Here is a 16,018-nt window from a genome sequence, read left to right on the forward strand (position 1 = left end):
CTTTTTATTTCTTTATTATTACGCCTATAGCTGTCCCCAATGTTATACCCACTATAAGCGAAAGAAGGATATAAGTGGTGTTCAAGCTTACAGACTGAGGAACTTCTTTATATGGAGGCTCCTTAAAGGCTAGGAGAATGTTAGCAGAATTTTGGGCAAGTACTTCCGAATATTTCTTACCTACCCATGTCGTAGACACTTCAACTACTGGCACTCCGCTTCTTCGTGAAAGCTCAAAAGCAGCATCTTTTAAAGAGTTAGGAGAATCCTCAGAGTATATTATCACATCAATAGTTTTTGCTATTTCTAAAAGCTCATCCACACTCCTAGCCGGAACTTCCTCTTCAGGTTTTATTGAACTTACAACTTCCATCCCCATCCATTCCACTGCATACTGTTGAGAAGGAAGTTCAACTATTGCTCTTTTTCCCGTTATGTTGTGAGCTTGATAAGAAAGAATTATGCCCTCTATCTTAGCTCTAAATAGAGAGTACTGGGTCTCAAAATAACTCTCATGAGGATAAAAAGCAGACAAAACATCTTTAACCGCATCAGCAATTGCAAGAGCATTGTATGGGTCAAGCCACACTCCATGAGGGTTATTTTTGTTATAGTACCACCTCTCAGGAAGATAATGAAAACCATGCTTTTGATAATCTTCTATGCCCAAAACTTCTCCCTTCAAGATTCCTTCTTTCTCAATCTCCTCTATTTTTTCTTCAGCTGGCAAGTGGCCAATCGTGAGTATAACATCAGCCCTCTGAATTTTTTCAATTTGTTCCGGGGTAAGTTGGTACTGGTGTGGATCAACCCCTGGAGGGACAAGATATTCTACTTGGACACTTTCTCCAAAGGCTTCTTTAATTATTTCTGCTATCGGAGCTATGCTTGTGATTACTAGTGGTTTTTCTTGGGCTATGACAGGGGAAGAGAGTGAAAGCATGAATATCAAAAGTATTATTATCTTTCTCATTTTAGGCCACCCTAATAATGTTGGGTTCAGATGTTTTAAAGTTTTGCAGGATTTAAGGTTAAATATTCCAAAGTACAGAATATTTATGATGCCTATGAAACGGGAATTAATGGCAATTTTACTACTCCTAATACTCCTTCCAAGTGCTAATGCATACCAGTTTGAGCAAAATAATGTTCTAATAAAGATAAATCCAAATGAAGAGTTGCTCTCTATAACTTATTATCTCGCATTTGGTCATGACGAATTTGTGATCAATAGAAGAGCGTACATTAATGATGTGGAAATGTGGTTTGGAAAATACAAAGACCACGAAGCTGTGAAGATGCTCAAAGATTATTTCAAAGATGCAACGACTATTCCAGAAAGAGACTATAAACTATTCGTTCTCGATGCTTATCTTTTGCAGTTTTCAGAACCTCCTGAAATGAGAAGGATTTATACCGATTGGCAAGACCTAGAGCTCGATAAGATAGTCAATGTTTTAAGGAACTTCTCCCGAGACACAAACTTCATGGAGTTTTTTAAAGCACATGAGAACTATTACAGCAAGGATTTACAACTTTATAGCTCTGCTATAATGTTTCTCCCCCCAGATAAGTTCATGAAGCCCTACATGAATCTAGCAAACATACGTTTTGAATTCCACTTTCCATATCTAGTCTGCATTCACGGACACAGCTTTAGAGAGGAGGTTAATGAAACAAAGATATATGGTTCTGGTGGGATACCTCCGTTGGTTAGAAGAAATCCGCCAAAGACTTACTGGGGATTTCTTAGAGCAAAAGACACAATATTTGGCCTTCCATTGAACAGTGTTTATCTAAACAATAGTGAATTCGATAAATTGTGGGTTTTAGAGTTTATTTATCATGAACTTGGGCACGATATTACTACAGAAAAACTTGATGAATACTATGGCTACAAAGTTAAGCCTCTTCAGTATTTAGAGAGCATAATAGAAGAAGATATGCCATACCTAGCCATCTACGACATTCATTTTTGGGGAAATACAGGAATGATATACGAAAGCTTCGCCGACGCATGGGCATACTTTGCTTTAAGCAAAATAAATAAAGATTATGCAGAGCTTTCTCTCCAAATGGAAAAAGCGTGGGGTGAGTTCTGGATCGAAGAAATAATATCCCTCTATGAAAAGTATTCAAAGATTGCCATTGAGGAAAATAAGCCTCTTGATGAGTACATTTTAAACATACTAACTGAACTGAGTGAAAAAGTTCCGAAAGAGAGAGTTAAGGAGATCTATGAGAAAGAAGTTCCAGTAACACCTCTAAGAGCACTAGATGATGTAGTTAGAGAAGGAGAAGTTTTGATAGTCTACGGTACCCAAAATCCAGATAAAAATGGAGTGGAGTACGACAAGGAGACTGCAGAGATAATAAGAAACTACCTCCAGACTTTCTATTCTCAATGGCCTGGAGAAATAAAAATTGAAATAAAGGCCGATATAAACCTTACCCAAGAAGACCTTAAGAAAGATATAATTCTGGTAGGAGGCCCTTTAAGCAATAAAATTGTAGATCAGCTTGATGAAGAATTTCCCCTAAGATTTGTATTCTCAAACGGAAGTTGGATTTTGGTGAAAAATTCAGAATTTGAAAATGTAAGGACATTTTTGATAACAAATCAGAGTATAAAAGAAGTCAAATTCATCCAGAAGCGTTATTATTCGCCAGTTTCCCTTATCATGAGCATAAGGAATCCCTATAGAGAGGACAACTATATAGTGTGGATTGCAGGAGTAGATAGGTATAGAACAAGGAAATATAAAAATCCAACATACTATCTAGTAAGCTATCAAATATACGATGGAGCGAATATAGAGGAAGGATTCTATGTTCATTCATGACCGTTGCTTTTTCCATTCTTTATGTAGGGCTTTCCAATTGCTATGCTGAACCCTTTAAATGAGTCATCTTTGCGATGGAATTCTATGGCCAAGGGTAGATTGTTATCCTCGTTTATCACTATCCTCACGATTCTAGCCCTAGAGTGTCCATTTAAGTACTCCTCTTTTAGCTGCTCATAGTTTTCCAATGCCTCGTTGATGACTTCTTCGTGCATGTCATAAATCTCTCTGGAATAGTTGCTGTGCTCCTTTATTGATTTTATCATATCCTCTTTATCCAAAGGTATCACAACCTTAGGCTTTGCGCCAAGATTGCCCATCTGATTTAAATATCTTTCTCATCTGGGCAAATCTTAAGGCTTCCTCAAGCTTTTCTTTCGGAACCTCCATACCGTGTAATTCTTTAAACAACTCAACTATTTCATCCAGAGTGAGAGTTTCCTTCTCCTCAAAGAGGTTATTTACAAGGTTTATCATATCCTCAACAAAATTCCATGGGAACACTATCCACGCCCAATCAATTTCTTCTCCAAAATAATCTGGCTGAAACTTCGAGGTTTTGATTGTCAAGAGCGTTGCAACTTTGATTTCAGCTGGGTTTTTGCTCTCAACATAGTTCTTTGCAAGAGTCAGGCTTTCTCCTGTGTCAGCTATATCATCAACTATCAAAACTTTTTTACCTTCAAAGTCATACTGGGTCCCATATTTCAGTCTCGCTTTTCCATCTGGAGTTGCCGTGACTCCCCAATGCTCTACCTTAATACTTACAAGGTCTTTAACCCCAATATAATCACAGTAGAGCCTTGCGGCAATCCAACCTCCCCTTGCAAGACCTACAACAACATCTGGTCTCCACTCTTTCTCGAGAATCTTTGTTGCACCTTCTTTAGCCCATCTTTCTATATCGTCCCAAGAAGCTAAGTATGCTGGAAACTTTTTCATGATTTCCCTTACTGACGTTAATAAGAAGGAGATATTTAAGCTTTTCCCACCGACCTCTTCTCGTCGTTCACGACGAGACTTTCAGCCACAAAGGAAGTTAAAATGCCCGATCTTTTTAAAAACTTGGCAACCATTGCCACTTAAACAACTAGGAAAAGAGTAGAATTTTAATATACTCTAAACTTTAATTTAAAAGTGGTGAATGGAATGCCAACCATAATTGTAGAAGGGCCCCCAATTAGTGTTGAGAAAAAGAGAGAGCTCGTGAAAAGGTTTACAGAAGTTGCGTCAGAGATTTATGGGATAAACCATATAACAGTGCTTATAAAGGAAAATCCTTCCGAGAATGTCGGAATTAATGGAGAATTATTGTTGGATTTCAAAAAGAAGAGGTGAAAAAAGAATAAACCCATCAGACCTTGTGTATGATATATTTTTAGATTCCATTAGAGTAGCTTAAGTGCAACTTTCTTGTACACATCAGGCAATATTTTGAGCGATTCTATATTTACGTATTCATTTGGCCCATGGATGTTTCCACCTTTGGGACCAAAGTCTATTGCTTTAACTCCGTAAGGCGTGAAGAACCTAGAATCAGCTGCCCCTGGTCCTTCAACGGGTTCCACGCTTTCACCAAATTCTCTGAGCGTTTCAAGCATTGATCTTACTATTCTCTCTTCTGGATGAGTAAAGAGGTAACCAGCCTTTTCATTGCTTTTTACTATAAGTTCCGCCTCTGGAATATTGAAATTCAGTATTTCCCTCAGCACTTTTTCAATTTCTACCTGTGAATGCCCCATCATTCGTATATCGAGTTTGAGAGTGTGTTTTCCATTTTGAGAGGAATAGAGGTTTGGAGTTATTGAAACCCCATAATCACTGTATTTTTCTGATTTTATTGAGGCTCTAACTAATGGAACAATAGCCCTCAAGAGTTTAGTTAAACCCAAATCAACCTCTACATTTTCTCCCTCTCCTGGTTCAAGATATTTGAGAGTCACCTCACTTGGAACCACATTGGACTTTAGGAATCTACCTTCGAGACTTACTGCAATAAAGTTTGTATTCCTCAAGAAATGAGAAAGAGATATCATTGGATGACTATCAACTCCTGGAAGGAAATACGCAGCGTCTCGTGTTTCAATTACTGGAGTATTTATTTTAAAGGTTGTCTCCTTTAGAATTCCTTTAATTATGGCTTTTTCTGCAGGAACAGTTATAGAAACACCAAAACCTTTTCTCCTTCGGATTATTGGCCTCATTCCAATTCCATCGGCATTTATCATGTATTCTGGGAGATTTTCCCTCTCTTTGAGTCTCTCAGCAATATGCATAGCTAGAGCTCCACCTATTTCTTCATCACCAGTAAATGCAAACAAAACTTTTCCATTAAGATCCATTTTTGAGAGCTCCCTAACAGCAAGCATCACTGCAGCAACATTTGATTTATCGTCAGCACTTCCTCTACCATAAGCCTTATCCCCCTTGATCGTTAGTTCGAAGGGTTCTGTCTCCCATTCTTCCCTATTCACTGGAACAACATCAAAGTGGGCCATGAAAAGCAATTTTGGTTTTCCTTTTCCAATTTCTCCGTAGACACCATAGTAGCCATTTCTCTCTATTAGTTCGGTTTCAATTCCCCATGAAGCTAAAGTATCCCTTATGAAGTGAGGGCATTCTTTTGGTGGTTTTATCTTCCTTCCCGGATCATTTGTTGTGTCAAATTTTACAAGCTCAGAAAGAAGATCAATTACCTCCATAGGATTACACCATTAAGATTCTCATCGAAAGGATATTTAAAAATTGCTAAAGCCAAAATCAAAAAGAAGAGAGCTAAACATTTATCCTCTTCCAAATTGTCCCTTCAGGAGTATCTTCAAGCTGAATTCCTAGTTCTCTGAGTTCTGCCCTTATCTTATCTGCTAATTCAAAGCTTCTCTGCTTCCTAAGTGTACTTCTCACCTCAATGAGCAACTCTATGAGTTCTTCTTCTTTGCTCTCTTTAGCTTCCTTAAAGTATTCTTCAAAGATCCCGAAAACTTCACTTATTATTCTGAAGAACTCAATGGCCTTTCTCAGTACACTTTCTTTTGGTTTCTCAACTTTTGTGAGATAGACGTTTACAGCATTTGCAACTTCAAATATAGGCTTCATGGCCTCAGCAGTATTGAAGTCATCATCCATGGCCTCATAGAACTTCTTCTTAGCTTCTCTTATAACTTCATAGAGCTCAAATTCCTCTTTCTCCCATTTGAACGGTATCTCGGCTTTTTCCATTGCTATTCTTATGTTCTCGATGGTGTTATACAAACGCTCAAGGTTGTTCTTTGCATGTTGAATTCCTTCTTCTGTATAGTCAAGAGGAGAGCGATAGTGCTTTTGAAGGACAAAGAACCTTATAACTTCAGGTGAGTATCTTTCAAGGAGTTCTCTTATCGTGACAAAGTTTCCAAGGCTTTTACTCATTTTTTCTCCTTTTACCATAACAAAGCCTGTGTGAAGCCAGTAGCGAACCCATTCTACTCCTGTGCATGCCTCTGTCTGTGCTATTTCGTTTTCATGATGGGGGAAGATCAAGTCATTTCCACCACCATGAATGTCAAAGCTCTCTCCAAGGTATTTTGTGCTCATAGTAGAACATTCTATATGCCACCCAGGCCTACCTTCTCCCCATGGGCTGTCCCATTTTGGTTCTCCAGGTTTAGCCTTCTTCCAGAGAGCAAAATCCTCAGGATTTCTCTTTCCTTCTCCTGGCTCGACTCTTGCTCCTTTTCTGAGGTCTTCAAGATTTATTTTACTTAACTTTCCATATTCTCTATATTTTCTAACTTCAAAATAAACACCATCAGTACCTTCGTATGCGTATCCTCTTTCCTCAAGTTTTCTGACAAACTCAATTATATCTTGAATGTGCTCTGTAACTCTCGGATAAATATCAGCGGGTTTAACCTTCAACGACTTCATGTCCTCCAAAAAGAATTTTAAAAATCTCTCTGCAAGCTCATTTGGGTCCTCCCCTGTTTCCTGCGCCCTTCTTATGATCTTATCATCTATATCAGTGAAATTCATCACCATTAAGACACTATATCCTTTATGCTCCAGGTACCGTCTTATCACATCAAAAGCTATGTAGGTCCTTGCGTGTCCAAGATGAGTGTAATCATAAACGGTGGGCCCACAAACGTACATCCTGACCTCGCCTTCTCTCAAAGGTCTGAATTCCTCTTTTTGCTTTGTCATCGTGTTGTAAACTTTCATTTTTTCTACCACCCAGAAAAAGTTCTCTAAGGTTTTTATTAGATTATCGCTTTCGGCAAGTGCAAAGCTTAAAAACCCCATTCCATAATCTAAACCAGCTTTTGAAAAAAGGAAATCAGGAGGTTATGATTATGAAAGTGGCAAAGAAGGATGTAATAAAGCTCCACTACATTGGAAAGATCAAAGAGACTGGAGAGATATTTGATACAACTTATGAAGACGTTGCAAAAGAAGCTGGCATTTACAATGAAAAAGGCATTTACGGACCAGTGCCAATAGCAGTGGGTGCTGGACATGTTATAAAAGGCCTTGACGAAGCTTTAGAAGGCCTGGAAGTTGGGAAGAAGTACACTCTTGAGATCCCCCCAGAAAAGGCCTTTGGGAAGAGAGATCCCAAACTCATAAAAACGTTTACAATAGGCCAGTTCAGAAGACAAGGCATTTATCCATTCCCTGGACTTGATGTAGAAATAGAAACAGAAAGTGGGAAGAAACTCAAAGGAAGAGTTATGAGCGTTTCAAGTGGTAGAGTTAGAGTTGACTTTAACCACCCATTTGCTGGGAAAACTGCGGTGTATGAAGTCGAGATTCTTGAAAAAATCGAAGACCCAATAGAGAAAGTAAAAGCTCTCATAGACCTTAGAATCCCAAGAATCGACTTTGAAAAAGTGCAGATTGAAGTTGGCGAGAAGGATGTAAAGATAGACTTCGGAGAACAAACATTAGATCCAAGAACCCTTGTATTGGGCGAAATACTTTTAGAAAGTGACCTCAAGTTCTTGGGTTACGAAACAGTGGAATTCAAACCTACAGTTGAAGATCTTCTAAAACCTCCAGAAGCTAAGATTGAAGAAGAGGAACCTGAAAAAGTTGAACCTGAAATAGAAGAGAAGAGTGAAGAACCACCAGAAGAAATCGCTAAGGAAGTTGAAAAAGCCGAAGAAATCGAAGAAGCCAATGAAGAAAACACCGTAGAGAATGAAACCAAAGAGGAGTGATCTTCCCCACCCTCTTTTATTTGGTGGTCACCTTTGAAAAGTTCATTCATCCTATATCTCGTCGGAATTCTTCTCGTGATTCTTAGTCGTTCTTTAGGGACTAACATATATGAATGGGCTTTTTATAATATCCTCTTTTATGTGATAATCCCCCTTATAGTAGCGTACTCCCTTGGGTTTAAGCTAAATGAAATGGGGTTTAAATTTGGCAAAAAAGAAGGATATAAATGGGCGTTTATGGTTTTTTTCATGGCACTTCCTATAAGCATGTATGCCTCCCAATTAGACGCCTTCAGAGATTATTACCCTATTTTCACCTACACGTCCTGGTCAGAGTTTCTCTTCAAAGAACTCCTCATAGGAGTTATAATGTTCGCTCATGAGGCATTTTACAGAGGGATATTACTCTTCCCCTTGGCTAAAGAAAATGAATGGGTCGGCATACTCGCACAGAATATTCCATATACTCTTGTCCATATAGGAAAGCCAGCGCTGGAGGTCCCTTATTCATTCTTTGCTGGAATAGCATTTGCAAAAATAGATCTAAAAAGCGAGAGCTTTCTACCAAGCTTTTTTCTTCACTGGATGGGTGCAATAGTGTTTGATATCCTTTGCATCATCTCAGCTTAATTGTGATACTTCCATTCACTGCAGATACCTTCAGTTTGTGTCTTCCCTCTCCAAGAACTCCCATGAATGATTTTGGTCCGTAAATAGGTGTCTTTGAGATCTCCCCTGGTATGTCAGTATTTATCTTTCCATTTACAGTACTTGCTTTAACTTCCACATTGGCGTTCTTTGGAACATAGACTTCAATACTACCATTTACTGTGGATATACCAGCATCATTGCTAATTCTTGTCATTAATGCCTTTATCGTCCCATTTACTGTCGAAATTTTTCTAGCTTCAACATTTTCAACATCTATTCTCCCGTTTACTGTGGCTATTTTGCCCGCTTTTGAAATGTTTTTAACAGTTATCGAGCCGTTAACACTTGCCACCTCAACTTCAACTTCCTTCGGAATAAGTAGTTCAAAATTAACCGCACTTTCGCCAATACTTACTCCAAAGCTTCTCTTCTGTTTCACTTTTATTATGAGTGTATCTCCTTCTTTTTTGATTTTTATTTTAGGTTCAGCACCTAAAAGGCCCCACTTTTTCTCAGCTCTGAGTTTTAATGTATCTCCCTCATAACCCTCCATTTTTACATAGCCGTTTATATTGCCAAGCTTTAACTTCATTCCGGGCCCCATTTTGTATTCTCTCTCAACTACTTCAATCATACCTATCACCTAATATATAATAGAGTGGTCAAGAGAAAATAAAAATGTGGTCAAAACTGATCAGTAATCCGGCACTTCCAACACTCATAAAGCTCACTTCTACTAAAAGCTAGAACGAAAGTTTAAAGATCTCTAGGGACTCTTTTTAGTATTCTCTTTAGTCTTATTCCTGTTTCACGTCCAAAACTTACACTAACCTAAAAGTTTAGAGCAGGATATGACCTCACAAGAAGGTTTTTAGAGTTGTTAAACAATGGTTTATATGAGGAATCTACTGAAAAGGAGGTACTTTAATGAATGAAGAAAAGAATAGTGTTCAAAAGATGGCCGAAATTATGGCTCTCCTCTTCTACCACATTTCAAAAGAAGTAATAGACACCTTTGGAGAAGAGGGGGAAAAGGCCTTGGAACGAGCTATAGAGAAATTTGGATCGGAAAGAGGTGAAAATATTAGAAAGGATGTTTTAAGCAGGGGATTGCCTTTAACATTGGAAAACCTGTCAAAATATTATGATATGCCATTGAAAGAAGCTTGGAAAAGTAAAGGGCAAGTGGATGATAGAACCTACTATAGTGAGGTAACCTTTTGTCCTTTTGCAAAAGTCTGGAAAGAGAAAAATGCAGAGGAAATTGGTCTCATATACTGTGAGCAAGATGTCGCATTGATGAAGGCATATAACCCCAATGTAGAGTTTAAAAGGCCCAAAAACGTGTTAAAAGGCGACGAAGTATGTTTATTTGATGTGAGGTTAAAAACTAAAAACTAACCTACTTTCTCTTGTTTATCTATTTCAAACCAAAACATGATCGAGAGTATATTATCTAACGACTTTTTACTTAAATTAGATTATTCATGAATATTAAACGATTAAAGGAGTTAGCGATATTCTTATTAACGTTAAATTTAATATCTTAATGGTGACTTCGATGGAAGATCCATACCTCTGGATGGAAAACCTAAGTGATGAGAGAGTGTTGAAGTTCATAGAGGAAGAAAACGCACACTTTAGAGAGTTCATTGGAGATATTCCAGACAAACTTATAGACGAGGTTAAGGAGTACTATTACTTACCCAACATCTGGAGAGCTCAGCTTACAGAAAAGGGAATCTTTGTGCAGATAAACGAAAAGGGCAGACAACTCATAAAACTCTTCGACACAGGAGAGATAATAGTGGACTCAAAGGAGCTTGAAAAAGAACTTAACGACGAGGTCCTTCTACAAGGATTTACTGTAGATAAAGAAGGGAAAAGATTAGCTTACAATTTCTCCATTGGTGGAGCCGATGAAGGAATAACAAGAATAATCGACTTAAAAAGTAGAGAGATCTTAGAGGAGATAAAGCCATCTCTATGGGACATTGTCTTCCTTGAGGATGGCTATTATTTTGCTCGCTTCTATAGAAAAGAGAAAACACCCGATGGAATGGAGCCTCCAGCAGAAAGAGTTTTCCTTAAGAAAGGAGACAAAGAAAGGATGATATTTGGTGAAGGCCTAGCTTCAGGGTATTTTATGAACCTGCAGAAAAGCACAAATGGAAAATGGGCAATGTTAACAGTTACCTTTGGATGGAACAAAGCCGATATATACTTTGGGCCCATAAATAAACCGGAAGAATGGAAAAAAGTGTATTCAAGCAAAGTCCCCGCTTATCCAATAGACTACAAAGATGGAAAGCTCTACATATATACTAGAGAAGGAAAAGGGCTTGGAAAAATAGTCGTGCTCGAGGGAGAAGAAATAAAAGAAATTATCCCAGAAAATGAATTTCCCCTTGAATGGGCCGTTATAGTAGAAGACAAGATACTTACCGGCTACATGGTTCATGCATCCTCACTCTTGAGAGTCTTCACATTAGATGGAATCCTTATAGAAGAGATAAAATTTGAGATGCCTGGCCAAGTTCATCCACTTGACAACGATGGGAAAAATGTTCTCCTTAGATATGAAAGCTTTACAGTGCCATACAGGATTTACAGGTTTAGTGAGAGACTCGAGCTTGTAGATGAAATCAAATTGGGAGACAATTTCAAAGTAGAAGAAAGCTTCGCAACTTCAAGAGATGGAACTAAAATCCATTATTTCACTGTTAAGGGAGAAAAGGATGAGAAAAAAGCTTGGGTCTTTGGGTATGGTGGCTTCAACATACCGCTCTTGCCAAGGTTCTTTCCCCATGCGATTCCCTTCATTAAGAGGGGTGGAACATTTGTTATGGCAAATCTAAGAGGAGGAAGTGAGTACGGCGAAGAGTGGCACAGAGCTGGCATGCGAGAAAACAAACAGAATGTATTTGACGATTTTATAGGAGTTCTAGAGAAGCTTAAGAGTGAGGGATATAGAGTTGCTGCATGGGGAAGAAGCAATGGAGGTCTTTTAGTCTCAGCAACACTTGTCCAAAGGCCAGATGTTATGGATGCAGCATTAATTGGATATCCCGTTATAGACATGCTCCGCTTCCACAAGCTTTACATTGGAAGTGTGTGGATTCCAGAATATGGAAACCCAGATGACCCAAAGGACAGAGAGTTCCTTCTCAAGTATTCCCCATACCATAACATCGATCCAACCAAAAAATACCCACCAACACTAATTTACACTGGACTATACGATGATAGAGTTCATCCAGCTCATGCATTAAAGTTTGCAAAGAAGCTCAAAGACGTTGGTGCATCCGTTTACTTAAGAGTGGAAACAAAGAGCGGACACATGGGGGCCTCAGCGGAAACAAGAGTTAAAGAATTAACAGATGTGCTGGCGTTTGTGATTAAGACTCTGGGAGTTGAAGTTTAGCTTCTATCTTCAAAGGTAGTCTTTATCTCATCATATCTTTTTCTCGCTTTTTCGCGCTCCTTTTTCCGTTCCCATAAGTTTATCCAAACCACTAACCAACCTACAACAGGAAGCATCACAATCCTCCAAAACAGCCCGTTGTTTATTGGAATAGTATCGTTTTCATCCAAAATCCCGTCTTCATCCTTATCAAAAAGGGGGTTTATAATAAAACCTACTCCAGCATCTCCATAAGCTATAAATCTTTCATCCGGAGAGAGGGCAATTCTTCCTAAAGCAATGCCTATTTCTGGGTATAAGAGATAATACATCGTATCATTCCAGACTTCTCTTCCAGACCAGTCAAATATATGCAATGCCGCATCGCATACAATGAGATAGTTCTGTGAGATTGCAAAATCTTCTACATGCAAGAAAGTTTTGCCCCAAAGAAAGTTGCCATTCTTGTCATAAACTCCTAAAAACTGCCCTTCACGGGAGTAGAAAACCACAACAAGCTTTCCATCATCTGTAAGCCTCATACTATCGACTATCCCTTTCCAAGGTTCAACAATTTTTATAAGCTCGCCATCTCTGGAAAAGAAATAAATTTTACCCTTCTCAGAGACTGCAACAACTTTTCCATTTGTTGCGACTTTTTCACCAAAATTCAAACTCCAGAGCTCATTTCCATTTATGTCAAAGACTTTCACTATACTACTATTTTTTATATAGCCTCTCACTACAATTAAATCATTGGCAGTACTCACTGATGTCGCGTTAAATTCTCTTCTCCAGAGCTCAGAACCGTTTGGAGAATAAACTACAAGGTAAAAGGGAGAAAATGTGAAGGTGGATTCATTGAACCATTTTAGATCTGCAGTCCCCAGTGCAATAATTCTCTGGGAGGCATCGAAAGAAGCAACAAAGCGCAGAAGAGTGACATTTCTTAGCACATTGCCTTTTTCATCGATGATAATGAGGTGAGCATTTTTAGCATCCTTTTCGATATCATTATGTGAGGTCGCAATTACTATTCGACTATCTATAAATTTAATACCTGCAATATTTTCCTCGAAATTTCCAAAATCTAACCCCCACAACGTGTTCAACACAGGATCTTTTTCTGAGATTAGTTCAGCATAATTAGCAGTATAAAGAGCTAACAAAAGCAGCACAAAATTGGCAATCCACCTTTTTTTCACAGATCCCACCACTATCTTTGGCTCGTTGACATATTTAAGCTTTTTCTTCTATTAGTTTCATTATTTTACTATGCAGCTGCTTAATCAACTCTCTCCTATCTTCCATCAGCACAACATCACTAGCTCCAATCACTTCAAGGTTAAAGGCAAAAGGTGATGGCAGTTCATTATGCTCTACTACCACTTTTATCTTACCTTCCCTTACCCAGCTCAAGAAAATTTCCGCATTCTCTATATCCATTTTATCCTCCATTATCTCACGATAAACCTCTTTGAGAAGTGGGAACTCTGGATAATTTTTCTTTAAAAGTCTCAATAAAGTCTGTGCATTGAGTTGTTGTCTACTTAGGCTCTTCTTCCGTCCCATGTAACGCCTTAATATTAGTAATCCTCTGTTGGCTACGTGTCTAAAACGCCTCTTCAAAAGCTCTGTATTATCCAAGGCCCTTTTCAGAGTTTCCCTCAAATCTTCTACTTGGAAAAGTTCTTTGACTTCATTTTCACTTAGAACTTTTTCTTTCGGCAAGATGAGCATAAATCCATTATCACTTATAGCTATCCCCACATTGCATCTCTTTTTCTTACTAATCAAATAAGCAAAGGCCCTGCTTAAGGCTTCATTGGCCCTCCTACCTATCAAGGTATGGAAGAAGTATTTTGCCCTTCTTTCGTCAAAGACCTCTTCAACAAGAATTATCTCATCCTCAGGAACGGTTGAATACCTTGCTTGTTCTCTAAAATATCCCATAATGGCCTTTGCCGCTTTCTCGTCTATCTGGTATTTCTTCATCAGAAAACTCTTGGCTCTTTTGTTATCTAGGAGATCTTTAACCTCCCTCCTAAATCTTTGAACATCTAATGCAAGGTCAAAACTCAAGGGGAGCATTTCGGAAAACCAAGCTGGAATTGTAGGCTTTGCCCCCTCTTTGGGTTGAACATAAATTCTATTGGCCCTAGATTTCCTAAACTCATACGTCCTTCCAGATAAAACAAAAATATCTCCTGGCATTAGTCTTTCAGCAAATTCTTCTTCAACAGTGCCTATAAAATGTTTATCAAGAGTAAAGACCTCGATCTTAGCCTCATCAGGAATTGTACCTGTATTCATGTAATAAATAGCCCTCGTCATTTTGCCTCGTCTACCGAATTTACCCTCTTCTTCATCTAACCATACTTTCGCATAGACCCTTTTCTCTTCTAACCCTGCGTATTCTCCTGCCAAGTAGCGCAAAACAGACATAAAATCTTCAAAACTCAAGTTACGATAGGGATAGGACCTTCTCACGAGATTATACGCTTCCTCTATATCCCAGACCCTTTCCAGGGCCATTCCAAGAACATGTTGCACAAGAACATCCAGCGGGTTCTGAGGAATTTTAATTCTATCAAGCCGTCTATTCCTTGCGTTGTGGGCTAAGACTGTACATTCTACCAGATCATCCCTATCCAAAACAAGAATTACTCCCTTACTGATCTCATGCAATCTATGACCTGCTCTTCCAATTCTTTGCAAAGCTCTATTCACACTTTTTGGTGATCCTATTAAAATAACTAAGTCAATACTTCCAATGTCAATCCCAAGTTCTAGGGAGGTACTAGAGACTACCGCTTTGAGTTCTCCCCTCTTTAGTTTCTCCTCTACCTCAAGCCTAACATCTCTAGAAAGACTTGAATGATGGGTTTCAATTAATTCAGCATATTTTGGATATTTTTTCTTGAGGTGGTAAGCAACTCTTTCGGCACCACTTCTAGTATTCGTGAATATTAGAGTTGTTCTGTGCTGTTCTATGAGTTCGTCCAAACGTTTGTATAGAGCTTCACTAAGCTCACTCGCAGGAGAATATATGAGATCCTCAACAACACTCTCTACGACAATTTCAGTTTGCTTTGCAAAACTCACATCCACAATTAGTCCTGAACGAGGTGTACCATCCTCATTAAAGCCAAAAACGAACTTGGCAACTTCTTCAAGAGGGTGAATCGTTGCACTAAGACCAATCCTCACAAAATCACCGGCCAAATTTTGAAGTCTCTCAAGACTGAGGGCTAAGTGAGTACCTCTCTTATTTTCAGCCAGAGCATGAACTTCGTCTACAATTACGTATTTAACTGTTTTTAACCTTTGACTGAATTTAGGAGCATTTAGAGCTATTGCTAAGCTTTCTGGAGTTGTGATCAAAATATGAGGTGGTTTTTTCACCATCTTTTGCTTTTCATAGCTCGAGGTATCACTTGTCCTTACTGCAACTCTTATCTCCGGCAACTCATAACCTAAAGTCTTTGCAACCTCCCGTATTTCCCTAAGAGGTTCCTCCAAGTTCCTCCGTATATCATTATTTAAAGCTCTGAGTGGGGAAACATAAAGGACGTAAATTTTATCCTCGAGTTCCTCCTTTTTTCCTAGGAGAACAAGCTCATTTATAGCTGCTAAGAAAGCGGATAGGGTTTTCCCACTACCTGTTGGTGAAGAAATCAAAACATTTTCTCCTTTATGAATCTCTACCACGGCATAACGCTGAGGGGGTGTGAACGTCCCAAATTTCTCTCTAAACCACTTTCTAATCGGCTCATCAAGTATGGCATATATTTCATCATCCGAGTATTCTCTATCGGCAAAACTTATCATGCCTCTTCACTCATCCTATATAACGAGGCCTTAAAAATTTTCATCCGATTTTCGAACAAAAGCATTTAAATATTCATAACGAAATTGAAAAA

Annotated in this window: 14 protein-coding genes; 6 read left to right on the top strand and 8 right to left on the bottom strand. The window is 38.6% G+C overall.

Translation table 11 applies throughout. The features are described from left to right. Window positions 1-4: 4 nt before the first annotated feature. Complete coding sequence (locus EP1X_RS00435; protein ID WP_055280784.1) at window positions 5-973, bottom strand: metal ABC transporter solute-binding protein, Zn/Mn family; 969 nt, start codon at window positions 971-973, stop codon at window positions 5-7. 94 nt (window positions 974-1,067) lie between these two features. Here EP1X_RS00435 and EP1X_RS00440 point away from each other — a divergent pair, with 94 nt between their 5' ends. Beyond that, complete coding sequence (locus tag EP1X_RS00440; RefSeq protein ID WP_055281361.1) at window positions 1,068-2,843, top strand: DUF4932 domain-containing protein; 1,776 nt, start codon at window positions 1,068-1,070, stop codon at window positions 2,841-2,843. On the opposite strand, the gene EP1X_RS00445 is transcribed toward EP1X_RS00440, so the two are convergent. Continuing rightward, window positions 2,834-3,163 (bottom strand): hypothetical protein, encoded by a 330-nt coding sequence (locus EP1X_RS00445; RefSeq protein WP_371180364.1) that lies wholly within the window; start codon window positions 3,161-3,163, stop codon window positions 2,834-2,836. The genes EP1X_RS00440 and EP1X_RS00445 overlap by 10 nt on opposite strands. Continuing rightward, on the bottom strand, window positions 3,138-3,785 hold the full coding sequence (locus EP1X_RS00450; protein WP_055280786.1) for a phosphoribosyltransferase: 648 nt from the start codon (window positions 3,783-3,785) through the stop codon (window positions 3,138-3,140). The genes EP1X_RS00445 and EP1X_RS00450 overlap by 26 nt, the downstream gene beginning before the upstream one ends. A gap of 207 nt (window positions 3,786-3,992) precedes the next feature. Between EP1X_RS00450 and dmpI the strand changes: the two genes are divergently transcribed. Next, window positions 3,993-4,181: a 4-oxalocrotonate tautomerase DmpI gene (dmpI, locus tag EP1X_RS00455; RefSeq protein ID WP_055280787.1), complete on the top strand. Its 189-nt coding sequence runs from the start codon at window positions 3,993-3,995 to the stop codon at window positions 4,179-4,181. A gap of 50 nt (window positions 4,182-4,231) precedes the next feature. On the opposite strand, the gene EP1X_RS00460 is transcribed toward dmpI, so the two are convergent. Then, the gene (locus EP1X_RS00460; protein WP_055280788.1) at window positions 4,232-5,545 is read right to left on the bottom strand and encodes a M20/M25/M40 family metallo-hydrolase; all 1,314 of its coding nucleotides are present in this window, start codon (window positions 5,543-5,545) and stop codon (window positions 4,232-4,234) included. A gap of 73 nt (window positions 5,546-5,618) precedes the next feature. Then, the gene (gene cysS, locus EP1X_RS00465) at window positions 5,619-7,043 is read right to left on the bottom strand and encodes a cysteine--tRNA ligase (protein ID WP_055280789.1); all 1,425 of its coding nucleotides are present in this window, start codon (window positions 7,041-7,043) and stop codon (window positions 5,619-5,621) included. Window positions 7,044-7,174: 131 nt separating this feature from the next. Here cysS and EP1X_RS00470 point away from each other — a divergent pair, with 131 nt between their 5' ends. Together EP1X_RS00470 and mrtA are read left to right on the top strand one after the other, a co-directional pair. Then, the gene (locus EP1X_RS00470; RefSeq protein ID WP_055280790.1) at window positions 7,175-8,041 is read left to right on the top strand and encodes a peptidylprolyl isomerase; all 867 of its coding nucleotides are present in this window, start codon (window positions 7,175-7,177) and stop codon (window positions 8,039-8,041) included. A 33-nt stretch (window positions 8,042-8,074) separates the two neighbouring features. Next, a complete protein-coding gene (mrtA, locus tag EP1X_RS00475; protein WP_055280791.1) occupies window positions 8,075-8,671 on the top strand; it encodes a CPBP family archaeomyxosortase MrtA in 597 nt (198 codons plus the stop codon). Here mrtA and EP1X_RS00480 read toward each other — a convergent pair. After that, entirely contained in the window at window positions 8,658-9,326 is a 669-nt protein-coding gene (locus EP1X_RS00480) for a DUF4097 family beta strand repeat-containing protein (protein WP_055280792.1), read from the bottom strand. The genes mrtA and EP1X_RS00480 overlap by 14 nt on opposite strands. 293 nt (window positions 9,327-9,619) lie before the next feature. Between EP1X_RS00480 and EP1X_RS00485 the strand changes: the two genes are divergently transcribed. Further along, on the top strand, window positions 9,620-10,093 hold the full coding sequence (locus EP1X_RS00485; protein ID WP_055280793.1) for an L-2-amino-thiazoline-4-carboxylic acid hydrolase: 474 nt from the start codon (window positions 9,620-9,622) through the stop codon (window positions 10,091-10,093). A gap of 160 nt (window positions 10,094-10,253) precedes the next feature. Continuing rightward, window positions 10,254-12,116, top strand: a complete 1,863-nt coding sequence (locus tag EP1X_RS00490) for a prolyl oligopeptidase family serine peptidase (protein WP_055280794.1) — start codon at window positions 10,254-10,256, stop codon at window positions 12,114-12,116. Here the strand turns inward: EP1X_RS00490 and EP1X_RS00495 are convergent. Next, on the bottom strand, window positions 12,113-13,300 hold the full coding sequence (locus EP1X_RS00495; protein ID WP_055280795.1) for a hypothetical protein: 1,188 nt from the start codon (window positions 13,298-13,300) through the stop codon (window positions 12,113-12,115). The genes EP1X_RS00490 and EP1X_RS00495 overlap by 4 nt on opposite strands. A gap of 34 nt (window positions 13,301-13,334) precedes the next feature. Next, window positions 13,335-15,926 carry an ATP-dependent helicase gene (locus EP1X_RS00500; RefSeq protein ID WP_055280796.1) on the bottom strand — a complete coding sequence of 864 codons (2,592 nt, stop codon included), beginning with the start codon at window positions 15,924-15,926 and terminating at the stop codon, window positions 13,335-13,337. Between the last annotated feature and the right edge of the window lie 92 nt (window positions 15,927-16,018).

The organism is Thermococcus sp. EP1 (genome assembly GCF_001317345.1).
GTDB lineage: Archaea > Methanobacteriota_B > Thermococci > Thermococcales > Thermococcaceae > Thermococcus_A.

Coding starts and splice junctions, on each gene's coding strand:
- EP1X_RS00470 (WP_055280790.1), top strand. CDS start 7,175: ATGAAAGTGGCAAAGAAGGATGTAATAAAGCTCCACTACATTGGAAAG.
- dmpI (WP_055280787.1), top strand. CDS start 3,993: ATGCCAACCATAATTGTAGAAGGGCCCCCAATTAGTGTTGAGAAAAAG.
- EP1X_RS00450 (WP_055280786.1), bottom strand. CDS start 3,785: ATGAAAAAGTTTCCAGCATACTTAGCTTCTTGGGACGATATAGAAAGA.
- EP1X_RS00445 (WP_371180364.1), bottom strand. CDS start 3,163: ATGGGCAATCTTGGCGCAAAGCCTAAGGTTGTGATACCTTTGGATAAA.
- EP1X_RS00500 (WP_055280796.1), bottom strand. CDS start 15,926: ATGATAAGTTTTGCCGATAGAGAATACTCGGATGATGAAATATATGCC.
- EP1X_RS00490 (WP_055280794.1), top strand. CDS start 10,254: ATGGAAGATCCATACCTCTGGATGGAAAACCTAAGTGATGAGAGAGTG.
- EP1X_RS00480 (WP_055280792.1), bottom strand. CDS start 9,326: ATGATTGAAGTAGTTGAGAGAGAATACAAAATGGGGCCCGGAATGAAG.
- cysS (WP_055280789.1), bottom strand. CDS start 7,043: ATGAAAGTTTACAACACGATGACAAAGCAAAAAGAGGAATTCAGACCT.
- EP1X_RS00485 (WP_055280793.1), top strand. CDS start 9,620: ATGAATGAAGAAAAGAATAGTGTTCAAAAGATGGCCGAAATTATGGCT.
- EP1X_RS00435 (WP_055280784.1), bottom strand. CDS start 973: ATGAGAAAGATAATAATACTTTTGATATTCATGCTTTCACTCTCTTCC.
- EP1X_RS00460 (WP_055280788.1), bottom strand. CDS start 5,545: ATGGAGGTAATTGATCTTCTTTCTGAGCTTGTAAAATTTGACACAACA.
- EP1X_RS00440 (WP_055281361.1), top strand. CDS start 1,068: ATGAAACGGGAATTAATGGCAATTTTACTACTCCTAATACTCCTTCCA.